This window comes from Microbacterium panaciterrae (assembly GCF_039541635.1).
GTDB classification, from domain to species: Bacteria; Actinomycetota; Actinomycetes; order Actinomycetales; family Microbacteriaceae; genus Microbacterium; species Microbacterium panaciterrae.
Window position 1 is genome coordinate 385837 of record NZ_BAABGP010000003.1, and the last position, 21497, is coordinate 407333.

Here is a 21497-nt window from a genome sequence, read left to right on the forward strand (position 1 = left end):
AAGGTGTTTCTCCTGCAGGAACTGGTTTCTCGCCCGGCTGCAGGCTTCTCCGCACGGCAGGGTCAGGGGGTCGCGGTGCGGATCCTGACCTCGCGCTCCATGCGCTTCTCGTGCCGCTGGCGGCCTTTGACCGCCTCGAGCTCGCGGCTCTTCGGCGGCGCGTTCGTGACCAGCTGATCCAGCATCCGCCGTGTCGCCTGGGCGATCTCGTCGATCGCCTGCTCGAACGCCGGGGTGTTCGCGCGGGACGGATGCGTGGATCCGCTCACCTTGCGGACGAACTGGAGTGCGGCCTCCCGCACTTCGTCATCGTTCGTCGGCGGCTCGAAGTTGTGAAGGCAGCGAATGTTCCGGCACATGCCGTGACGATAACCCGGATCCGCGGTCGACGCAGCCCCTGGCGCGGACGCCGGGACGAGCCGTGCCGGCTCAGCTCAGCTCAGCTCAGGCCCGAGTAGACGTGCAGGCCCTTGAAGAACATGTTCACGATCGTGAAGTTGAACAGCACGGCGCTGAAGCCGACGATCGCGAGCCACGCCGACCGGGATCCGCGCCACCCGCGCGTGGCCCTGGCGTGGATGTATCCGGCGTAGAGCACCCAGATGATGAACGTCCAGGTCTCCTTGGTGTCGAAGCCCCAGTAACGGCCCCAGGCGTCGTTGGCCCAGATCGACCCGGCGATCAGCGTGAACGTCCAGAGGATGAAGCCGACGGTCGCGAACCGGTAGGCGAGGCCCTCCAGCCGCACGGACGACGGCAGCGTCGCGAGGAACCGCAGACCGGTCTTCTCCGCACCGGCGAGCACCTTGGCCTCACGGCGCGTCTGCATCAGCTGGAACACGCTGAGCGCGAAGGCGAGCGCGAAGAACGCGGTGCCCAGCGACGCCACGAACACGTGGATCACCAGCCACACGCTCTTCAGCGGGTCGGACAACGGCACGACCTGCACGTAGAACCCGGTCGCGGCCCCTCCGAGCAGCACGACCACGAGGCCGAGGATGAAGGTGCCGAGGTACTTCAGGTCGAACCAGATGTTCACCGCGAGGTAGACGGCGATGATCAGCAGCGTGCCGGTCATGCTGAACTCGTACATGTTCGACCAGGGCACCCGGCCGGCGGCGATGCCGCGCATCACGACACCCGCGAGCTGGAACAGGAAGCCCAGGGTCGCGAGCGCCGTGCCGATCCGCGCCATCACGAACCGCGGCGGCGCGGCGTCCGCTGCCTTCGCGGCCCCGGCGCTGCCGCTCGCGGTGCGGACCGAGGATCCGCCGACCGCCGCGCCGACGAGCTCGCGTTCGACGACGGCGGCGTCGAGTTCGCCCTCCGCGAAGCGGGCATCCGACGACGCCTGCGATCGCTTGGCGAGATCGAGCGCGTATGCGATGAACGCGGCCGCGTAGATCGCGATCGCCGTCCAGATCGTCAGGATCGACATCGAATCGAAATTCATGCTGTCAGCCTACTTTCGCTAGCGGTCGCTGAGCTTGTCGAAGCGTCCGCTGTCATCGGGCTCTTCGGATGAGGGTGGTGCGGCCTCGGCGGTGGAGCCGTCGACGTCGAGAAGGCGGGCGTGCCCGGCGAGGAGATCCTCGACCGCCGCGCCCAGGGTCGGATCCTCGCCGCGCGCGAGTCCGGCGTATTCCAGCCGGACGGATCCGTCCACGACCGTCACCTTGACCCACACCCGCCGGCGCGGCACGAACAGCGCGAGCACCAGGCCGAGCACGGCGAGCGCCGCGAAGCCGAGCACCCACTGCTCCGACGGATCGTGGTGGATCTGCAGCGACACGTAGCGCTTGACCGCCTGCGAGTAGTCTTTCGCGCCCTTCGGTGCCTCGTTGTCGAAGGTGACGGATCCCATCCCGTTCGGCAGCTGGGCGGTGTCGCCGGGCTGCAGCTGGAGCGAGGTCACCCCCGTCTTGCCGCCGGTGAGCTGGGTCATCTTGCTCGGATCGAGCACGTACACCGAGCGCGGCGTGCCGTCGTCGATGCCGAGGTCTCCCGCGTAGACGTTGAGCGTGAGCAGCGGGTTGATCAGGTTCGGGTACGCGGAGGTGAACGCCCCGGTGCTCAGCGCCGCGGCCGTGGGATAGAAGAATCCGACCATGCCGAGCTGCTGCGGCAGCCCGTCCGGCACCTTCACCACGCCGAGCGAGGTCATGGTGCTGTTGTTCTGCGGCAGGAACGGCACCGAGTCGTGGAAGACGACCTCACCCGCCGCGTTTCGCACCGTGATCGTCGGCGCGTAGCCGTTGCCGAGCAGATAGACGCGGTCTCCGGCGATGCCGAGCGGGTGGTTCACCACCACGGATTCCTTGCGCGTGGCAGAGCCGGGCTCGGACACCGTGACGTGCGCGTTGAAGTCGCCCGCCTGGCCGGACGAGGGCTTGGTCTGATCGAACGGCTGGTACGTGACGTCGAACTGATTCAGCGTCATCCGGTACGGCTGCAGCGCGTCGTCGGACACGAACCGGCCCCGGTTCATCGACGAGTAGTCCAGCAGGGTGTTCACGAAGCTCGTGCCCTCGACGACCACCCGCTGCCCCGTGTACGCGAAGCTGCCGCCGACCCCCACCGCCACGAGCACGCCGAGCAGGGCGAGGTGGAAGATGAGGTTGCCGGTCTCGCGGGCGTAGCCGCGCTCGGCCGACACCGAGAAGCCGCGCTTGTCGTCGTAGCGCTCGACCCGATAGCGCAGCGCGCGCAGCTGCTTCTGCGCGATCTCCACCGTCCGCTCAGCCGCGGCGGCCGCGTCGGATCCGGTCACGGTGCGCGTGGTCTCGCGGAAGTCGTCGAGCCGCTGCAGCCGGGCGGGGGTGCGCGGCGGGCGGGATCCCAGCGCCTTCGCGTGGTGCTTGATGCGCGGGATCACGCAGCCGACCAGCGACAGGAACAGCAGCAGGTAGATGGCCGAGAACCAGGCCGACAGGTAGACGTCGAACAGCTGCATCGAGTCGAGGATCGGGAACAGATCGGGGTGATCCGTCTTCCACTGCGTCACGCCGTTGGGATCCGCCATCCGCTGCGGGAAGATCGAGCCGGGGATCGCCGCGATCGCGAGGATGAGCAGCAGCACCAGCGCCGTGCGCATCGAGGTGAGCTGACGCCAGCCCCAGCGCAGCCAGCCGATGACGTTCAGCTTCGGGGATTCGATCCCGGTGCCGGGCGCGTCTCCGGATCCGTCGATGTGGTCGCTGGGACGCAGCGGATCCGACGACCGCGCGGCCTGCGCCTTCTTCGTCGCGGTCATGGATCCGTCAGAGCGGGAGTTCGACACTGCCGATCACCGCCCCGATGCTGGACATGATCATCTTCCACACTCCGGTCACCATGAGCAGGCCGAGCACGATCAGCAGTGCACCTCCGACGATGTTGACGATCCGCACGTGCTTGCGCAGGAACGTGACGGAGCGCGTGGCCCAGCCGAAGCCGAGTGCGACGAGCAGGAACGGGATGCCGAGCCCGAGGGAGTAGGCGACGCCGAGCAGCGCCGCCCGGCCCACGTCGCCGACGTTGAGCGAGAGCGAGACGATGGCCGACAGGGTCGGGCCCATGCACGGGCTCCAGCCGAAACCGAGCGCGATTCCGAGCAGCGGGGCGCCGATCAGGCCGGCCCGGCCGGACACGTTCATCCGCACGGTGCGCTGCGCGAAGCCGAACATCCCGATGAAGACGAGCCCCATCACGATGATGACGGCGCCGAGGATCCGCGTGATCAGGTCGCCCCAGCGCAGCAGGAACACTCCCGCCGTCCCGCCGATGACCGCGAACAGCACGAACACGAGCGTGAACCCGAGGATGAACAGCAGCACGCCGAGCACCATCTGGCGGCGGGACGGGGAGGCGGTCGTGCCGTCCTGCCCGGTCGGCGCGCCGCTCACCGCACCGCCGACGAAGCCGAGATAGCCCGGCACGAGCGGCAGCACGCAGGGCGAGAGGAACGACAGGAGACCGGCGAGCATGGCGACGGGCAGCGCCAGCCAGAGGGCCCCGGATCCGACGATCGCGTCGACGTTCACGCGACGCGACCGCGACGCGTGCTCATGACGTCTCCTTGAGCGCGTCGTCGATGAGCGTCTCGAGGATCGAGGCGGATCCGATCGGGCCGATCACGCGCGCGGCCACCCTGCCCTGCTTGTCGAGCACGAGCGTGGTGGGCGTGGCCTGGATCGAGGTGGACTCGGCGAACGCCAGCTTCGCGGCACCCGTGTTCACGTCGATGATGCTGGGGTAGCTGACGCCGTACTTCTGGTTGAACGAGTTCGCGGTGTCGGCCTGGTCGTATGTGTTGACGCCGACGAAGGAGACGCCCTTGCCCTGGTATTTCTGCCAGGCGGTCTCGAGATCCTTCGCCTCGACGCGGCACGGGCCGCACGCGGCGTACCAGAAGTTCACCACGGTGACGTCGCCTGCGACGCTCTTGCTGTCGAAGGTCTTGCCGGTCTCCAGCACACCGCCGAACGTCACCGGCTTGGTGCGATCCGCCGCCTTGATCTCGTCGACGCGCAGGCCATCGGAGCCGATGTAGCCCTTGTTGTCGCCGTTGCGGTACTGGTCTGCCACGGGATCGCTCGCGCAGGCGGCGAGGCCCGTCGCGAGACCCACGCCCAGGACGGCGGCGATCAGCCGAGCCGTGCGGTGCCTTCTCGTTCTGCCGTCGGGGAGACCGCGAGGCGGGCGCGACGAACGGGAGAGCATGCTTCGAATCCTACGGAAAGTCTCTATGCATGAGGTGGGCGGGGCTCACACCGTCGGCGAGAGGAACGCCCAGAACAGCGCGCCGGCGTAGGCGAGCGTGCCCAGCGAGGTGAGTGCGAGGGCGATCACGAGCTCGCGGGGAGAGCGGTACATCCACACGATCACCACGGCCGGCAGCAGTGCCAGCAGCGCGAGCAGGCCGACCCACGCGATCGGGTAGAACAGCCCGAGCAGTGCGAGCCCTGCGAACGGCAGGATCACGAACACCGTGTAGAGCACCTGGGTGGCGCGCTTTCCGATCACCACGGTCAGGGTGCGCTTTCCGACCGCACGGTCCTGATCGATGTCGCGGAGATTGTTCGCGAGCAGCACCGCGCACGCGAACAGGCCGACGCAGACCGCGCCGATCCATGCCTCCTGGGGCAGCGCCTTCGCCTGCACCCAGGCGGTGCCGAGGGTCGCCACGAGACCGAAGAAGACGAAGACGAAGACCTCGCCGAGGGCGTTGTAGCCGTACGGGCGCTTGCCGCCGGTGTAGAACCAGGCCGCGACGATGCACACCGCGCCGACCGCGATCATCCACCACTGCTGGGTGCGGATAACGATGCCGAGGCCCGCCACCGCGGCGAGCGCGAAGAAGGCGAGCCCGGTGATCAGCACGCTCTTCGCCGACACCCGGCCGGACGCGGTCAGCCGCGCGGGGCCGACCCGGTGGGCGTCGGTGCCGCGCACGCCGTCGCTGTAGTCGTTCGTGAAGTTCACGCCGATCTGCAGGCAGACGGCGACGGCGAGGCAGGCGAGTGCGATCACCCAGTGGAAGTGCGGATCGCCCAGCCGCGCCGCGCCCGTGCCGACCAGCACCGGAGCGATCGCGAGCGGCAGGGTGCGCGGCCGTGCGGCGCCGATCCAGTCGCCGAGCGTCACCGGCGCGAGCGCCTCGATCGGACGCTTCGCCGGGTTGCCCGAGCGGGGACGCGTCGCCCCGCGCGCGGGTGCGGGTGCGGTCTTCTTGGTCTTGCGGTTCGCCACCCCGGAATCCTAGCGAAGCGGCCTCTCAGCCATCGCCGCACCCCGTCATCCCGCGCCCTCTCGAGGCCGTTCTACCCGCAGGGACAAGAGCGGAGGGCCAGCGCGGGGCCCTCAGCGGCGGCGGGCGTCGGCGATCGCGGCCTGCAGGTCGTCGGCGAGGAGGCGCAGCTCGGCGTCGTCGAGGGTGTGCGCGGTGAGCCGGATCTGCGGCGAGGCCTCGTCGGCCTCGAGCAGGAACCCGCCACCGGTGCGCACGAGCCAGCCGCGCCGCATCATCGCCTCGGAGACGGCGCGTCCGTCCGCACTGCACTCCACCCACACGTTCAGGCCGTCGTCTCCGCGCACCGTGATCCCGCGCTCCCGCAGCAGCGCCCGCAGGGCGTCACCGCGTTCGGCGTAGTGGGCGCCGGCCCGTTCCAGGGCGGCGGGGGTGTCCGGGTGGTCGAGCATGCCGACCGCCACGCGCTGCAGGATCCGGCTCACCCAGGTCTTACCGGGAGAGAGCCGGGTGCGCAGCTGCGCGGCGGTGTCCGGATCCGAGGCGAGCAGGGCCAGGCGCAGATCCGGGCCGAGGAACTTCGACATCGACCGCACCAGGGCCCAGCGCGGGTGCTCTTCCGGGATCACCGAGTGGTACGGCCGGCGCGACAGCAGCGAGTAGTGATCGTCCTCGATGATCAGCACGTGCGGAGCCTCGGCGAGCACGGCCCGCAGCTCCGCGGCCCGACGCGCGGTGAGGCTGATCCCGGTCGGGTTGTGCGCCCGCGGCGTGCACACGATCGTGCGGGCGCCGGCGGCGATCGCGGCCCGCAGCCCGGCCGGCGTGATGCCCTCGTCGTCGAGGGGAATCCCCACGGGCCGGTACCCGCCGAGCTTGACGACGTTGATGCTGCTGAGGAAGCACGGATCCTCGAGCCCGACCACGTCGCCGGGCGCGAGCGAGGCGACGAGCAGGCGCTCCAGGGCGTCCACCGCGCCGGACGTCACGGACAGCTCGAACGGCCGTGGCTGGGCTTCGGCCAGCCAGGCGGTCGCCCAGGTGCGCAGCCCCTCGTCGATGAGCGCGTCGCCGTACAGGGCGGGCGTGCGCAGATCCACCTCCGCGAGCACGGGAAGCGGCAGCAGATCCGGATCCGGATTGCCGCTGCCGAGGTCGCGCAGCACGGTCTCGGCGGCGAAACCCTCCTCCTCGGTGCGCACGAGCTCGGCGACCACGGTCCCGCCCCGGCCCCGGCTCGCCACGGCGCCCGCGCGGGCGAGGGACTGATAGGCCGCGGCGACCGTGTTGCGGTTCACGCCGAGCCGCTCGGCGAGACCCCGCACGGTCGGCAGGGCGGCGCCGGGCGCGAGGGATCCGGATCCGATCAGGTCGCGGATCGAGTCGGCGATCTCATTCGCCGTGCTGCCCCGGATCGTCCGCTCCACGCCCTCAGCCTAGGGCCGCCCCCGCTCGCCCGGCCCGGCCTACCCTGGAGGCATGCCCGACATCCGCGACCGCGACGACATCCTCGTGCTGGTGCGCACCTTCTACGAGAGCGCGTTCCAGGATCCGCTGATCGGACGCATCTTCACCGACGTCGCGCACATGGATCTCGATCACCACCTGCCGATCATGGGCGACTTCTGGGAGAGCGTGCTGTTCCAGGCCGGCGGGTATCAGCGCAACGCGCTCGCGCTGCACGAGGGGCTGAACCGGAAGCATCCCCTTACCGACGCGCACTTCGACCGCTGGCTGCAGTTGTGGGGAGCGACGGTCGACCGCCTCTACGACGGGCCGGTGGCGGACCTGGCGAAGGTCCAGGCGGGCAGGATCGCGGCATCGATGCAGCGCCGTCTGCAGGGACTGTCCGGCAGCCTGCTCGACACGATCCGACTCCGCCCCGACGTCGCCTCCTGAGCTGACCCGCGCGCCGCGCTACTCCGAGGCGGGCACGACGGGCCGGTGCTCGTAGAACGTCTGCAGCACCACCGTCGTGCGGGTGCTCACGTTCGCAGCCAGGCGGATGTCACGCACGAGCTGCTCAAGATGCCGGGGCGACGGGACCCGGACGAACAGCATGTAGCTCGCGTCGCCGGCGATCGAATGGCAGGCCTCGATCGCCGTGAGCGGCTCGAGCAGCTCCGGCGCGTTGTCGGGCTGCGCAGGATCCAGGGGCGTGATCTCGATGAACGCCGCGAGCGGTTTGCCCACGGCTTCCGCGTCGATGATCGGCCGGTATCCGGTGATGACGCCGCGCGATTCCAGCCGGCGCAGCCGCGACTGCACGGCGGAGACCGACAGGCCCGCGGCCTCGGAGAGGTGGGAGAGCGTGGCCCGCCCGTCGAGAGAGATGGCGGCAAGGATCGCGAGGTCGACAGGATCGTCCATACATGGAAGAATATCGGAGTCAATTCAATTCGACAGGAATATTTCCTGTGAAACTCCGATCGGAGGTCCCGATGTCCCTCACCACCACGCACAGCAACGCTCTCATCGGCGAACCCGAGGTCGTCGAGGATGCCGCTGTCGCCGAGCAGTCCGCGGCCTGGAAGCTCCTCAAGGACGCCGCGATCGCGCTGCGCCCGCTGCAGATCAAGGACGGATCCGTCCCGAACGCCGCCGACCACGAGGCGGCCCACGCACACGTCACCGCGATCGTCGCGGGCATCCGCGCGCTCGCCCCCGCCTTCCCGCACGACGCCGAGTACCTCGAGGCCTCCGTCAAGGACTTCGAGCGCTGGGTCGCCGAGGACTTCGGCGTGCCGGACTTCCTCGACTCGCTCAACGCGTTCCAGCCGCAGCAGCACCGCGTCGACGGCATCCGCCACCTCGTCGTGTTCCCGATGTACACCCAGAACGGATCCAGCGATCGCCTCGTCGAGGCGCTGATCGTCGAGACCATCTGGCCCGCGTTCATCGCCGAGCTGGAGGCCGGTGACTACGGCAACCGGCTGTTCGTCTCGTTGCGCCTGATCGACTTCACCCCCGGCTACGACACGAACTCGGCCGTGCTGTTCCCCGAGACCGTGGCGATGCGGGAGATCCCCTCGTTCACCTGGGGCGCGATCTTCCAGGACCGCGAGGCCGCCCGCTACCGCCGGGTCGTGCGCGCGGCGAGCGAGATCACGAACCTCGTCCTGCCCGAGCGCGCGGCCGCGATGCTCGACGACCAGCAGATGACCGAGAAGACGTTCGTGATGTGGGACATCATCCACGACCGCACCCACATGCGCGGCGATCTGCCGTTCGACCCGTTCATGATCAAGCAGCGCATGCCGTTCTTCCTCTACTCGCTCGAGGAGATGCGCTGCGACATGACCGCGTTCCGGGAGTCGGTGAAGATCGAGCGCGCCTTCGACGCGCGTCTGGCCGCCGGCGAGCAGCTCACGGCGACCGAGCAGGAGATGCACGACTACGCGCACCTCGTGCAGTACGCGGTGATCTTCGACCGGATCTTCCGGTTCGCGATCACCGGCACCCGCACGCGCAACTACGACGCCGTCGGCGGACAGCTGCTGTTCGCCTGGCTGCACCAGCGCGGCGTGCTGCACTGGACCGACACCGCCCTCGCCTTCGACTGGGAGAACGTGCCCGACGCCGTGGTGGCCCTGGGCGACGCGATCGATGACCTGTACTGGCACTCGATCGACCGCCCGAAGACCGCGCACTGGCTCGCAGCCTACGAGCTCGTCCGCGGCACCCTCACCCCGCACCCGGCGTCGCAGTGGGCGCGGGGCCTGCCGGACGAGATCCTGGCCGGCGCCCCCAAGGGCTACACCGACGCCGTGCGGGACGACGAGTTCCCCCTGTCGATGTTCTTCGAGACGCTCGAGAAGAAGATGAGGCCGGTCATCGAATCGACCGTGGGGATCCGCGGCACCGACCTCTGAGCCGGGCCCGCGTCGCCCTGTGAGCCCGGGCTCGCGCCCACCGGATCCGCGAGACTCCACTTCTGACATGAGACACCACGCCTGACGTGGTGTCTCATGCAGAAAGTGATGTCTCGCGAACCCGTCCGTCTCACGAACCCGCCCGTCTCACGAACCCGCCCGTCTCACGGGCCGACCTGAAAGGCTGTGGTCATGACAGTGCGCGACAGAACGGTCCTTCTCGCCGGGGCGACCAGCCCATCCGGGCTCACGATCACCCGGCTCCTCATGGAGGCGGGCGCCCGCGTCATCGCGGTCGGCCGGGACCAGAGCAGGCTCGACGACCTCGCCGCCGCGGCAGGATCCTCGGATCCGGCGAGCGGATCCCTCCGCACCGAGGTCTGCTCGCTCACCGACGAGACGGAGGTCGCGGCGCTCGCGTCCCGGCTCGCCGACGCCGGCGAGCACATCGACGGCCTGGTGCCACTGGTCGGCGGCTGGCGGGGAGGCGGCGGCCTCGCCGGCCAGACTGAAGAGGACTACCGCGTGCTCGCGCAGGCGTTCACGGCCGTGCGCGTCACCAGCCGCGCCTTCGACGCCGATCTGCGCACCTCGCAGGCCGGCCGCTTCGCGATCGTGTCCTCCGTCGCGGTCGCCCGACCGCTCGCCGGGGGCGCGAACTACGCGGCGGTGAAGGCCGCGAGCGAGGCGTGGACCCGCGCCGTCGCGCAGGGCTTCGCCAAAGCCGCGCGCGATGCCGACGAGCCGCTGCGTGCTGCTGCCGTCGCGTTCCGGGTGCGCACTCTGGACGAGGTCATCGATCGCGTGGCGGCGCAGATCGCCGGCCTGTGGGACATGGATCCGGCAGAGCTCAACGACCGGATCATCGAGATCACCTGATCACGCAGCCCGCGACGCCTTCGCGCTGTGGCGCTCACGGCGCGCGATGATGGCCTGCGCGGGCCCGGACAGCATCATCAGGAACATCGCCCAGTAGCCGATGTCCGGCACGAGCAGGGCGACGAGCAACGCAGACGCGAACAGGGCGCTCAGCACGATCTCGACCGCGATCCCCCGGTGCAGCAGCGCACCGGGAATCGAGTGCAGCTCGGGATGCGCGCGCAGATAGAGCCGCGTGCCGAGCATCAGCAGCGCCGTCACGAGCAGGGATCCGATGTACAGGATCTTCTGCAGCACATCGGTGGGCATCGACCCGAGCATCGCCGTCGGCACCGGCAGCCACACGATCGTGAACATCCACGCCACCTGGATCCAGACCAGGGCGTTGGTGGTGCGCTCGACACGGTCGAACATGCGGTGATGCGTCATCCAGAAATTGGCGATGAGGAGGAAGCTCAGCGCGAAGCTCAGCAGCTGCCCCCAGTCCTCCGCGAGATACTCCGGCACGCCCTTGCCGTCGTGACCGAGAGCGATCACGCCCTCCATGAGGGGCAGGATCAGCAGCGTCATCGCGATCGCCACGACGGCGTCGACGAACGCCTTCAGCCGCTCGGCGGTGAGAACCGGGTTGGCGGGCTCTTCGCGGATCGGGGTCTGCGGATCCTCGGCTGCCTGGCTCACTTCGGAATGGTCCCGCACCGACACCGACGCGGTCAAGGCGCCGCACCGCACGGCGAGTGAGCGGAGCGGCGAAGATTAGACTCGTGGGGTGAGCATCCTGCATGACGTGAACCTGCGCGGCTTCGCATCCGACAACTATTCCGGCATCCACCCCGAGGTGCTCGCGGCGATCGCGTCCGCCAACGACGGGCATCAGATCGCGTACGGCGAAGACGCCTACACCGCGCGGCTGCAGGACGTGTTCCAGCAGCACTTCGGCGAGGGCGTGGAGGCCTTCCCCGTCTTCAACGGCACGGGCGCCAACGTCACGGGCCTGCAGGCGATGCTCCCCCGCTGGGGCGCCGTGATCGCGGCCTCGACCGCGCACATCAACGTCGACGAGGGGGGCGCGCCCGAACGCATCGGCGGCTTCAAGATCCTCTCCGTCCCGACCGACGACGGCAAGCTCACCCCCGAACTCGTCGACCGCGAGGCCTGGGGCTGGGGCGACGAGCACCGCGCGCAGCCGCTCGTGGTCTCGATCACGCAGTCCACCGAGGTCGGCACGCTCTACACGGCGGACGAGATCCGCGCGCTCGCGGACCACGCGCACGAGCGCGGCATGAAGCTGCACCTCGACGGGGCTCGCATCTCGAACGCCGCCGCCGCACTCGACCTGCCGCTGCGCGCGTTCACCCGCGACGCCGGAGTCGACGTGCTGAGCTTCGGCGGTACCAAGAACGGCGCGATGCTCGGCGAGGCGATCGTCGTGCTCACCGCGGGCGCCGCCGACGGTCTGACGTTCTCACGCAAGTTCAACATGCAGCTGTCCTCGAAGATGCGCTTCGTCTCGGCACAGCTCATCGCGCTGCTCGAGGGCGATCTGTGGCTGCGCAACGCCCGGCATTCCAACGCGATGGCCCAGCGCCTGCGCACCTCGCTCGAGGCGGGCATCGCCGACGGCTCGATCCAGGGCGTCGGCTTCACCCAGCCCACCCAGTCGAACGGGGTGTTCGCGACGCTGCCCGCCGGCGTCGCCGATCGCTTGCGCGAGACCTTCCGGTTCTACGACTGGGACGCCTCGCGCAACGAGGTGCGCCTGATGAGCAGCTTCGACACGACCGAGGCCGACATCGACGCACTCGTCGCACTCGTGGCCCAGGAGACCAGCCGGTAGGGATCCGGATCCGGCGCGCAGCGCCTGTCGTCGGCTCGGGCGCTGGCTCACCCGAGCCGCTCGCTCGCCCGACCCGCTCGCTCGCTCGCTCGACCCGACCCGCTCGCTCGCTCGCTCGACCGAGTGCACGGCTTCGTGCCGACGGCACGGGAAATCCGCGTCAACGAGCCGTGCGCTGGACAACAGGCCGTGCACTCGGCCACGACGGCAAGCCGTTCCGTCGGCAACCGGCCTCAGCGGCGACTCCGAGCGGTGCGGAAGCAGCGACCCTCAGCGCAGCAGGCCGAGGTGCGCGAGCGCCTGTCGGATGAGGGTGCCGCGGCCGCCCTCCATCTCGGCGGCGAGCGCGTCGCTGGCCGCGTCCTCCGGGCTGAACCAGGTCACCTCGAGCGCGTCCTGGCGGGGCTCGCAGGTGCCGGTCACGGGCACGACGAACGCGAGCGACACGGCGTGCTGGCGATCGTCATGGTAGGCGCTGACGCCCGGGATCGGGAAGTACTCGGCGACCGTGAACGGCGCGGGCGACGGGGGCAGCATCGGGAACGCCATCGGGCCGAGGTCGTTCTCGAGGTGACGGAACAGGGCGTCCCGCACGGTCTCGCCGTAGCGCACCCGCCCCGAGACGATGGTGCGCGTCATCTCACCGAGCGGAGTCGCGCGCAGCAGGATCCCGATGTCGGTGACCTGCCCCGACCCGTCGGTGCGCACCGGCACGGCCTCCACGTAGAGCATCGGCAGCCGGCGACGCGCCTGGGCGAGTTCGAAATCTGTCAGCCAGCCGGGGTTCGCCCCGCCGGACGTGCCGAGCCCGGAGAGGCTGTCGGCGAGCGCGCCGGACAGCGCGTCGGGGAGGCCGTCGTCGTCGTCGGCCGGATCGGGGTCGGGTGTGCGTACCGCCATGGTCCTTTTCTACCAGCGAAGTCTCGGATCCGTCCTGTGCGGCCCGAGCCACGCCGCAGGTCCGTCCGTGTCTGCGGCAGGATGGACGCATGGCGGACACCGTGGAGATCGACCGGAGCGCCGTGCGCTGGGCGCGGCGGGGCGAGTCGCTGCCGCTGCTGGTGCTGCTGCACGGGTACGGATCCGACGAGCGCGACCTGTTCTCGCTCGTGCCGTTCCTGCCTGAGGGCCTCACCGTCGCCGCACTGCCGGCGCCGCTGAGTGCGCCATGGCCGATGCCGGGGCGATCCTGGTATCCGATCGAGGAGCTCGAGCGCCGAGACCCCGCGTCGGTGACGGCGGCCGCCGACGCGGTGCTGCGCTGGCTGGATGCCGGGGCCGCGGACGCTCCGACCATCGCGCTGCTCGGGTTCTCGCAGGGCGCGTCGGTCGCGCTGCAGTCCCTGCGCCGGGATCCGGAGCGGATCGCCGCGGTCGTGAACCTCAGCGGCTATGCGGCCCCGGGTGAGCTGACGGAGGATCCGGCCTTGCGCCTTCGGAGGACGCCGGTGTTCTGGGGGCGCGGCACGAACGACGATGTCATCCCGCCGGCCCTCGTCGCGCACACCGCGCAATGGCTCCCCGACCATTCCGAACTGTCCGGACGGGTGTACCAGGGCCTCACGCACAGCGTCTCGGAGGACGAGCTGGCCGATGTGCACCGGTTCCTGGAGCGCTGGCGGGACGGGGCTCGGCCTCAGGCCGAGGGCTGATCCGGATCCGCTTCGGTGCCGGTGTCGAGGTCGGTAGAGGAATCTGCGTCGGGGTCGGGGCCGAGCCCCCGCTCCGCAGCCCGCTGCGCCGCGTCGCGATCCGCCCGCGATCCCGCCGTGAGGAACACGACCATGACCGCGGCGCCGACCCCGACACCCACCGCGATGCCGACGCCCATGTTGTTCATCGCGACGCCCAGCGCCACACCGACGCCCATGCCGATCGCGAGACCGGCGCCCAGTCCCACGCGCCGGAGCATCTCGCCGAAGCCTGGCTGATCGTTCACCATGCCACCACCGTACGCACCGACGAAGCCGCCGGCATCCGCCGCACGACGGACCCGGGCGACGGACCCGGGCGAAGGACCCCTTCGACGCCCGTCGCGACACGCCCGGGTTGCACGATCCCGGATGGGCCGGTAACGTCGCCTGCGGCCTGTCCGCCGTGTGAGGAAGTCCCTTGATCTGAGTCGTCGCCTCCGCGTTTCATCCACGCGTTGATCCGACACTCCTTCCTGCCCGCACGCCGCCTCGGCACAGGCACCTCCGGTCGTCATCGGTCCGTCCGCTTCGCTGCGTCCTTCGACAGGCTCAGGGACCGCGACCGCCCTGGCTCAGGGACCCACCGGTCCGGGGCCACAGCCTCAGGGACCCAGCGGCAGGATCCGGCTCAGCGCACCCGCACCATCTCCGGGAGTCGCTCATGTCAATCACCACTCTTTCCTCCGCGGTCGTGCTCGACCGCGTCACCTTCGTCTGGCCCGACGGATCCGTCGGACTGGACGCGGTCTCCGGCGCGTTCGGCGCCGGCCGCACCGGCCTCGTCGGAAGCAACGGATCCGGCAAGTCGACGCTGCTCCGGCTGATCGCGGGCGAGCTCGCCCCGGCCTCCGGCCAGGTCAGCGCGATCGGCGAGGTCGCCTACCTGCCGCAGCACCTCACGCTCGACACCCGTGCCCGGGTGGCCGAGCTGCTCGGTGTCGCCGAGGCGCTCGACGCGGTCCGCGCGATCGCGGCCGGCGACGTCGATCCGGCCCGGTTCGATGCGGTCGGCGACGACTGGGACGTCGAGGCCCGCGCCGAGTCCGCACTGGCCGAAGCGGGGCTGGACCCGTCGTTCCTCGACCGCACCGTCGGGGAGCTCTCCGGGGGCGAGGCGGTGCTCGTCGCGATCGCCGGGATCCGCGCCCGCCGCGCCCCGATCACCCTGCTCGACGAGCCGACGAACAACCTCGACCGCGCGGCGCGGGCGCGGCTGGGTGAGATGGTGCGCTCCTGGCGCGGCACGCTCATCGTGGTCAGCCACGATGTGACGCTGCTCGAGCTCATGGACGACACCGCCGAGCTCTACGGCCGCGAGCTGAGCATGTTCGGCGGGCCGTACTCCGCCTGGCGCGCGTGGCTGGACGCCGAGCAGGACGCCGCCCGGCACGCCGAGCGCGACGCGGCCCAGGCGTTCAAGAAGGAGAAGCGGCAGCGGATCGAAGCCCAGCTGAAGCTCGCACACCGCGAGCGCACGGCGAACCGGGCCGAGCGCGAGAAGCGGGTGCCGAAGATCGTCGCGCACGGGCGCCGGATGGCCGCCGAAGTCTCGGCGGGCAAGCTGCGCACCGAGGTCGCGGAGAAGGAGGACGCGGCACGCGCGGCGCTCGATGAGGCGGGGCACCGGATCCGCGACGACGCGACGATGAAGATCGAGCTGCCCGACCCTGGCGTCTCGCGGAGCCGGCGGATCGCGACGATCGGCGGCACCGAGCGATCCTGGACCATCCAGGGCCCGGAGCGCGTCGCGCTGATCGGGCGCAACGGCGTCGGCAAGACGACGCTGCTGCGGCGGCTGGTCGCCGCTGTCGCCAATGACGCGCTCGCCTGCGAAGGGTCGGCTGTTTCGAACTCAGTCGATTCCGGGGCCCGGGAGGGAGATTCGCCGGTCAGGTCCCAGGATCGACTGAGTTCGACACCGCACACCGACCGCATCGGCTACCTGCCGCAGCGGATGGACGGCCTGGACGAACGTGCGACGGTCGTCGAGAACCTCGCGGAGCGCGCGCCCGAGATCCCGGAGAAGGAGCTGCGCAACCGGCTCGCCCGATTCCTGATCCGCGGTGCGGCGATGGATCGGGAGGTCGGATCGCTGTCGGGCGGCGAGCGCTTCCGGGTCGCGCTGGCGGCGCTGCTGCTGGCCGATCCTGCCCCGCACCTCGTGGTGCTGGACGAGCCGACGAACAACCTCGACATCGACACCGTGGATCAGCTCGTGCGGGCGCTGCGGGCCTACCGCGGTGCGGTTCTCGTGGTCAGCCACGACGACGCGTTCCTGAAGCGGCTCGATCTCGACCTGACGCTGGAGCTCGACGGGGAGGGGTCGCTCACCGAGGTCGATCTCGGGTCATGAGCAGCCGATCCAGCCGCCGTCCAGACCGCGGGGGCAGGATGAGGGCATGAGCACCCTCGTCCGCCCCCGCAAGGGCCGCATCATCGCCGGCGTCTGCGCCGCGCTCGCGCACCGCTTCGGCTGGCCGGTCTTCCTCATGCGCCTGCTCGCGGTGGTCGCGATGGTGTTCGCCGGTCTGCCGCTGTGGGTCTACATCGTGCTGTGGATCCTCATCCCGAAGGAGAAGTGACGCCGCGCCTCCGGCCCAGGAGGCGCCTTCAGGATCCGAGCCGGTTCCGCTCGCGGCGGATCGCAGCCGCAATGTCCCCGGGTACCGGGATGATGGACGGATGGGCGACGCTTCGACAGGCTCGGCGCACCGCGTGCTCGACCTCTTCACACCCGCGACCCAGGACTGGTTCCGCGGGGCGTTCAACGCGCCCACCCCCGCCCAGGCCGGGGCCTGGGAGGCGATCTCGTCCGGCAAGCACGCGCTCGTGGTCGCACCGACCGGATCCGGCAAGACCCTGTCGGCGTTCCTGTGGGCGATCGATGAGGTGTTCCGCGAGCGCGCCGCCGAGGCCGCTGTGCTTCGACCGGTCCCTGAGTCGAAAGGGAAGAACAAGAAGAACGCCGAGCGTCCCGGCCGCACCCGGATCCTCTACATCTCACCGCTCAAGGCGCTCGGCGTCGACGTTGAGCGCAACCTGCGCTCGCCGCTCATCGGCATCGGGCAGTCCGCTCGGCGGCTCGGGATCCCGACCCCGTCCGTGACGGTCGGCGTGCGCTCCGGGGACACGACGTCATCGGATCGGCGCAGACTCGTCTCGGATCCGCCCGACATTCTCATCACGACACCCGAATCGCTCTACCTCATGCTCACCAGCCGCGCCGGTGAGACCCTGCGCGACGTGCACACCGTCATCATCGACGAGGTGCACGCGGTCGCGGCGACCAAACGCGGCGCCCACCTCGCGGTGAGCCTCGAGCGGCTCGATCAGCTGCGCCGTGCCGCCGGCGCGGAGTCCCCCGTGCAGCGCATCGGCCTGAGCGCGACCGTCCGTCCGATCGATGAGGTGGCGCGGTTCCTCGGCGGTGCGCAGCCGGTCGAGATCGTGGCACCGAAGGCTTCGAAGACGTTCGATCTGCAGGTCGTCGTGCCGATCGACGACATGCTCAATCCGCCTCCCCCGCCGGACACCGACACGACGCCGCGGCCGCCCGGAGCGGAGCGGATCGACCAGGCTGCGGGCGGCGCCGACGCGTTCGGCGAGAACACCGAGATGACCGGATCCGTCTGGCCGCACGTCGAAGAGGCGATCGTCGAGAAGATCCTGCAGAATCGCTCGACGATCGTGTTCGCCAACTCCCGACGCCTCGCTGAGCGGCTCACGGGGCGGCTGAACGAGATCTACAGCGAGCGGATCGGGCTCGATCTGCCCTCCGCAATGGTGCCGGCCGCGATGATGGCGCAGGCGGGATCGACCGCGGGGGCGGATCCCGTGCTCGCGAAGGCGCACCACGGCTCGGTCTCGAAGGAGCAGCGGGCGATCGTGGAGGAAGAGCTGAAGTCGGGCGTGCTGCGCTGCGTCGTCGCCACGAGCAGCCTCGAGCTCGGCATCGACATGGGCGCGGTCGACCTCGTCATCCAGGTCGAGGCGCCGCCCTCTGCGGCGTCCGGACTGCAGCGGGTGGGCCGCGCCGGCCACCAGGTCGGCGAGATCAGCCGGGCTTCGCTCTTCCCGAAGCACCGCGGCGACGTGCTGCACACCGCGATCGTCACCGAGCGCATGCTGGCCGGGCAGATCGAGGCGATCAGCGTGCCGCGCAACCCGCTCGACATCCTCGCGCAGCAGACCGTCGCCGCCTGCGCGCTGGATCCGCTCGACGTCGAGCAGTGGTTCGACACGGTGCGCCGCAGCGCCCCGTTCGCCGCACTCCCCCGCTCGGCGTACGAGGCGACGCTCGACCTGCTCGCCGGGCGATACCCCTCCGACGAGTTCGCCGAGCTGCGCCCCCGCCTGGTCTGGGACCGTGACGCGGGAACGCTCACCGGGCGTCCGGGGGCGCAGCGGATCGCGGTCACCAGCGGCGGCACCATCCCCGACCGCGGACTGTTCGGCGTGTTCGTGGCCGGCGAGACGACCGGCGCGCGCGTGGGCGAGCTCGATGAGGAGATGGTCTACGAGTCCCGTGTCGGCGACGTGTTCACGCTCGGCACGACGAGCTGGCGGATCGCCGAGATCACCCACGACCGCGTGAACGTGATCCCCGCCTACGGGCAGCCCGGCAAGGTGCCGTTCTGGCACGGCGACGGCCTCGGCCGCCCCTTCGAGCTCGGCGAGGCGCTCGGCGTCTTCAACCGCGAGGTGCAGGGGGCCACCCCCGAGAAGGCGCGCGAGCGGCTCACGGCGGCCGGGCTCGATGAGCGCGCGCAGGCGAATCTGCTCGCGCATCTGCACGAGCAGAAGGAGTCCACTGGGACGCTGCCGACCGATCGCACGCTCACGGTCGAACGCAGCCGCGACGAGATCGGCGACTGGCGGGTGATCCTGCACTCCCCCTACGGGCAGACCGTGCACGCGCCGTGGGCGCTGGCCGTGAACGCGCGGATCCGCGAGCGGCTCGGGGTCGAGGGATCGGCCGTGGCCAGCGACGACGGGATCATCGTGCGCGTCCCGGACGCCGACGCCGAGCCGCCGGGCGCCGAGCTGTTCGTGTTCGATCCGGACGAGCTGGAGCGGATCGTCACGGACGAGGTGGGCGGATCCGCGCTGTTCGCGTCGCGGTTCCGGGAGTGCGCGGCGCGCGCGCTGCTCATGCCGCGCACCAACCCGAACCGGCGCACGCCGCTCTGGCAGCAGCGGCAGCGCTCGGCGCAGCTGCTCGAGGTGGCACGCAAGCATCCGGCGTTCCCGATCATCCTGGAGACGCTGCGCGAGGTGCTGCAGGACGTCTATGACCTGCCGTCGCTGCGGCGCCTCGCGACCGGGATCGCCCAGCGGCGGATCCGGCTCGTCGAGGTGCAGACCGCGCAGCCCTCCCCGTTCGCCCGCGACCTGCTGTTCGGCTACGTCGGCGCGTTCATGTACGAGGGCGACTCTCCTCTCGCCGAACGCCGGGCGGCGGCGCTGTCGGTGGATCCCGCACTGCTGGGCGAGCTGCTCGGCACCGTCGAGCTGCGGGAGCTGCTGGATCCCGACGTGATCGCGCAGTTCGAGCGCGAGGCGCAGCGGCTCGACCCGGCCCGTCGCGCCCGCGGCGTCGAGGGCGTCGCGGATCTGCTGCGGATCCTCGGCCTGCTCGACGCGATCGAGGTCGCGGCGCGGCTGCAGGATCCGGAGACGGAGTCCGCCCCGGCACCGGAGGCCGAGGCCGCGGCGCACCTCGCCGCACTGGTCGACGGGCGGCGGGCGATCCCGGTGACGATCGGCGGGGTGCGCCGGATCGCCGCGATCGAGGACGCCGGACGGCTCCGCGACGCGCTGGGGGTTCCACTGCCGGTCGGGATCCCGGTGGCGTTCCTGGAGCCGGTCGCCGATCCGCTCGGAGACCTCGTCGCGCGGCATGCGCGCACGCATGGTCCGTTCCTCGGGTCGACCCTCGCCACCCGCTTCGGGCTCGGGCCCGCGATCGTGCGGCAGACGCTGCAGCGGCTGGAGGCCGACGGCCGGGTCACGAGCGGGTACTTCCTGCCCGACCCTTCGAGCGCCTCGGAGCCGGGGCTTCGGGCATCGGCGACCTCCGCAGGACCCGACGAGACCGAATGGTGCGACACCGAGGTGCTGCGCCGGCTGCGCATGCGCTCGCTCGCGGCGATCCGCGGCACGGTCGAACCGGTGTCGCCCACCGCGTTCGCCCGGTTCCTGCCCGAATGGCAGCATCTGGCGCGCCCGCTCGAAGGCCTCGACGGCGTGGCGAGCGTGATCGAGCAGCTCGCCGGGGTGCCGATCCCCGCCAGCGCCTGGGAGTCGCTCGTGCTGCCGCAGCGGGTGCGCGACTACAGCCCGGCGATGCTCGACGAGCTGACCAGCTCGGGAGAGGTCGTCTGGGCCGGGCACGGCGCCCTCCCCGGCCGGGACGGATGGATCTCGCTGCACCCCGCCGACCTCGCCCCGTTCACGGTGCCGTTCGCGGAAGAGCCCGCCGAGGACGGATCCCTCGAGGCGCAGCTCCTGGCCGCCCTCGCCTCGGGCGGCGCGTACTTCGCCGCCCAGCTGCGCGAGGCGACCGGCGCGGACAACGAGATCTCCGTGGTCGAGGCGCTGTGGAACCTCGCCTGGTCGGGCCACGTCACGAACGACACGTTCGCCCCGATCCGATCGCTGCTGAGCGGCGGCAACCAGGCGCACAAGGTCGCCCGCCGTGCCCCGCGCGCACGGACGTTCCGCGGGATGTCGCTGGCCCGCCCCGCCGCGAGCGCGCGCCCGCTCTCCGTCGGCGGCCGCTGGTCGCTGCTGCCGGGAACCGAGACGGATCCGGCCCGCCGCGCGACGGTCTCGGCCGGGCTGCTGCTCGACCGGTACGGTGTCGTGACCCGCGGATCCGTGCAGTCCGAGGGCCTGCCCGGCGGCTTCGCCCAGGCATACCGCGTGCTGGCCGGCTTCGAGGAGGCGGGGCACTGCCGCCGGGGGTATGTGATCGAGAAGCTGGGGGCCGCGCAGTTCGCGGCGTCCGCCACGATCGACCGGTTGCGCACCTTCGCGGGTCTCGCCGATCCGCCGCCGCGCACGGCGCGCACCCTGGCCGCGACCGACCCGGCCAATCCCTACGGTGCCGCCCTCGGCTGGCCGCGACTGGACGAGGTGTCGCACCGGCCAGGGCGCAAGGCGGGCGCGCTCGTCGTGCTCGTGGACGGATCCCTCGCCCTGTATCTGGAGCGGGGAGGCAAGACCGTGCTCGCGTTCACCGACGACGAGGAGGATCTCCGCGCCGCGACCGCCGACCTCGCGGCGACCGCACGCGCACGACGGCTGGAGACCCTCACGGTCGAGAAGGTGAACGGCGAGGGCATGTACGAGCGCGGCGAGAACGGCAAGGGGCGCGGGTTCGCGCTCGGCAGACTCCTGCAGGAGGCCGGTTTCGTCGCCACTCCGCGCGGATGCACGCTGCGCAAGGCGCTGTGAGCGGAGCCCCGATGCCGGCACCGAAGCGC

The 21497-nt window shown here is 70.8% G+C and carries 19 protein-coding genes; 8 read left to right on the forward strand and 11 right to left on the reverse strand.

From position 1 onward, the window contains the following. Positions 1-62 precede the first annotated feature (62 nt). The 7 genes from ABD882_RS01820 to ABD882_RS01850 form a co-directional block, all read right to left on the reverse strand. Positions 63-359, reverse strand: coding sequence for a DUF2277 domain-containing protein (locus ABD882_RS01820; RefSeq protein WP_345183737.1), 297 nt, complete (start codon positions 357-359; stop codon positions 63-65). 80 nt (positions 360-439) lie between these two features. After that, positions 440-1453 (reverse strand): c-type cytochrome biogenesis protein CcsB, encoded by a 1014-nt coding sequence (ccsB, locus tag ABD882_RS01825; RefSeq protein WP_345183738.1) that lies wholly within the window; start codon positions 1451-1453, stop codon positions 440-442. Positions 1454-1471: 18 nt separating this feature from the next. After that, positions 1472-3253, reverse strand: a complete 1782-nt coding sequence (gene resB, locus ABD882_RS01830) for a cytochrome c biogenesis protein ResB (RefSeq protein ID WP_345183739.1) — start codon at positions 3251-3253, stop codon at positions 1472-1474. A gap of 7 nt (positions 3254-3260) precedes the next feature. After that, entirely contained in the window at positions 3261-4022 is a 762-nt protein-coding gene (locus ABD882_RS01835) for a cytochrome c biogenesis CcdA family protein (RefSeq protein WP_345183740.1), read from the reverse strand. A gap of 22 nt (positions 4023-4044) precedes the next feature. Continuing rightward, positions 4045-4701 carry a TlpA family protein disulfide reductase gene (locus ABD882_RS01840; protein ID WP_345183741.1) on the reverse strand — a complete coding sequence of 219 codons (657 nt, stop codon included), beginning with the start codon at positions 4699-4701 and terminating at the stop codon, positions 4045-4047. A gap of 45 nt (positions 4702-4746) precedes the next feature. After that, positions 4747-5730 (reverse strand): 1,4-dihydroxy-2-naphthoate polyprenyltransferase, encoded by a 984-nt coding sequence (locus ABD882_RS01845; protein WP_345183742.1) that lies wholly within the window; start codon positions 5728-5730, stop codon positions 4747-4749. Positions 5731-5841: 111 nt separating this feature from the next. Further along, entirely contained in the window at positions 5842-7155 is a 1314-nt protein-coding gene (locus tag ABD882_RS01850) for an aminotransferase class I/II-fold pyridoxal phosphate-dependent enzyme (RefSeq protein WP_345183743.1), read from the reverse strand. A gap of 52 nt (positions 7156-7207) precedes the next feature. Between ABD882_RS01850 and ABD882_RS01855 the strand changes: the two genes are divergently transcribed. Then, entirely contained in the window at positions 7208-7627 is a 420-nt protein-coding gene (locus tag ABD882_RS01855) for a group III truncated hemoglobin (protein WP_345183744.1), read from the forward strand. A gap of 18 nt (positions 7628-7645) precedes the next feature. Here ABD882_RS01855 and ABD882_RS01860 read toward each other — a convergent pair whose 3' ends face one another. Beyond that, positions 7646-8098 carry an Lrp/AsnC family transcriptional regulator gene (locus ABD882_RS01860; protein ID WP_345183745.1) on the reverse strand — a complete coding sequence of 151 codons (453 nt, stop codon included), beginning with the start codon at positions 8096-8098 and terminating at the stop codon, positions 7646-7648. A 71-nt stretch (positions 8099-8169) separates the two neighbouring features. On the opposite strand from ABD882_RS01860, the gene ABD882_RS01865 reads away from it, so the two are divergent. Together ABD882_RS01865 and ABD882_RS01870 are read left to right on the forward strand one after the other, a co-directional pair. Continuing rightward, positions 8170-9600, forward strand: coding sequence for a DUF6421 family protein (locus ABD882_RS01865; RefSeq protein ID WP_345183746.1), 1431 nt, complete (start codon positions 8170-8172; stop codon positions 9598-9600). A gap of 192 nt (positions 9601-9792) precedes the next feature. Then, positions 9793-10479, forward strand: coding sequence for an SDR family NAD(P)-dependent oxidoreductase (locus tag ABD882_RS01870; RefSeq protein WP_345183747.1), 687 nt, complete (start codon positions 9793-9795; stop codon positions 10477-10479). Here ABD882_RS01870 and ABD882_RS01875 read toward each other — a convergent pair whose 3' ends face one another. Beyond that, positions 10480-11160 carry a TMEM175 family protein gene (locus ABD882_RS01875; protein WP_345183749.1) on the reverse strand — a complete coding sequence of 227 codons (681 nt, stop codon included), beginning with the start codon at positions 11158-11160 and terminating at the stop codon, positions 10480-10482. Between the two features lie 88 nt (positions 11161-11248). Here ABD882_RS01875 and ABD882_RS01880 point away from each other — a divergent pair, with 88 nt between their 5' ends. After that, positions 11249-12316: a threonine aldolase family protein gene (locus tag ABD882_RS01880; protein ID WP_345183751.1), complete on the forward strand. Its 1068-nt coding sequence runs from the start codon at positions 11249-11251 to the stop codon at positions 12314-12316. A 270-nt stretch (positions 12317-12586) separates the two neighbouring features. On the opposite strand, the gene ABD882_RS01885 is transcribed toward ABD882_RS01880, so the two are convergent. Beyond that, positions 12587-13216 carry an NUDIX hydrolase family protein gene (locus ABD882_RS01885; protein ID WP_345183753.1) on the reverse strand — a complete coding sequence of 210 codons (630 nt, stop codon included), beginning with the start codon at positions 13214-13216 and terminating at the stop codon, positions 12587-12589. A gap of 89 nt (positions 13217-13305) precedes the next feature. On the opposite strand from ABD882_RS01885, the gene ABD882_RS01890 reads away from it, so the two are divergent. After that, positions 13306-13968: an alpha/beta hydrolase gene (locus ABD882_RS01890; protein ID WP_345183755.1), complete on the forward strand. Its 663-nt coding sequence runs from the start codon at positions 13306-13308 to the stop codon at positions 13966-13968. Here the strand turns inward: ABD882_RS01890 and ABD882_RS01895 are convergent. Then, complete coding sequence (locus ABD882_RS01895; RefSeq protein WP_345183757.1) at positions 13953-14258, reverse strand: hypothetical protein; 306 nt, start codon at positions 14256-14258, stop codon at positions 13953-13955. The genes ABD882_RS01890 and ABD882_RS01895 overlap by 16 nt on opposite strands. Positions 14259-14671: 413 nt before the next feature. Here ABD882_RS01895 and ABD882_RS01900 point away from each other — a divergent pair, with 413 nt between their 5' ends. The 3 genes from ABD882_RS01900 to ABD882_RS01910 all read left to right on the forward strand — a co-directional run bounded on the left by ABD882_RS01900 (position 14672) and on the right by ABD882_RS01910 (position 21468). After that, positions 14672-16363, forward strand: coding sequence for an ABC-F family ATP-binding cassette domain-containing protein (locus ABD882_RS01900; protein ID WP_345183759.1), 1692 nt, complete (start codon positions 14672-14674; stop codon positions 16361-16363). Positions 16364-16409: 46 nt separating this feature from the next. Then, entirely contained in the window at positions 16410-16592 is a 183-nt protein-coding gene (locus ABD882_RS01905) for a PspC domain-containing protein (protein WP_345183761.1), read from the forward strand. 100 nt (positions 16593-16692) lie between these two features. Continuing rightward, positions 16693-21468, forward strand: coding sequence for an ATP-dependent helicase (locus ABD882_RS01910; protein WP_345183763.1), 4776 nt, complete (start codon positions 16693-16695; stop codon positions 21466-21468). Positions 21469-21497: the final 29 nt, after the last annotated feature.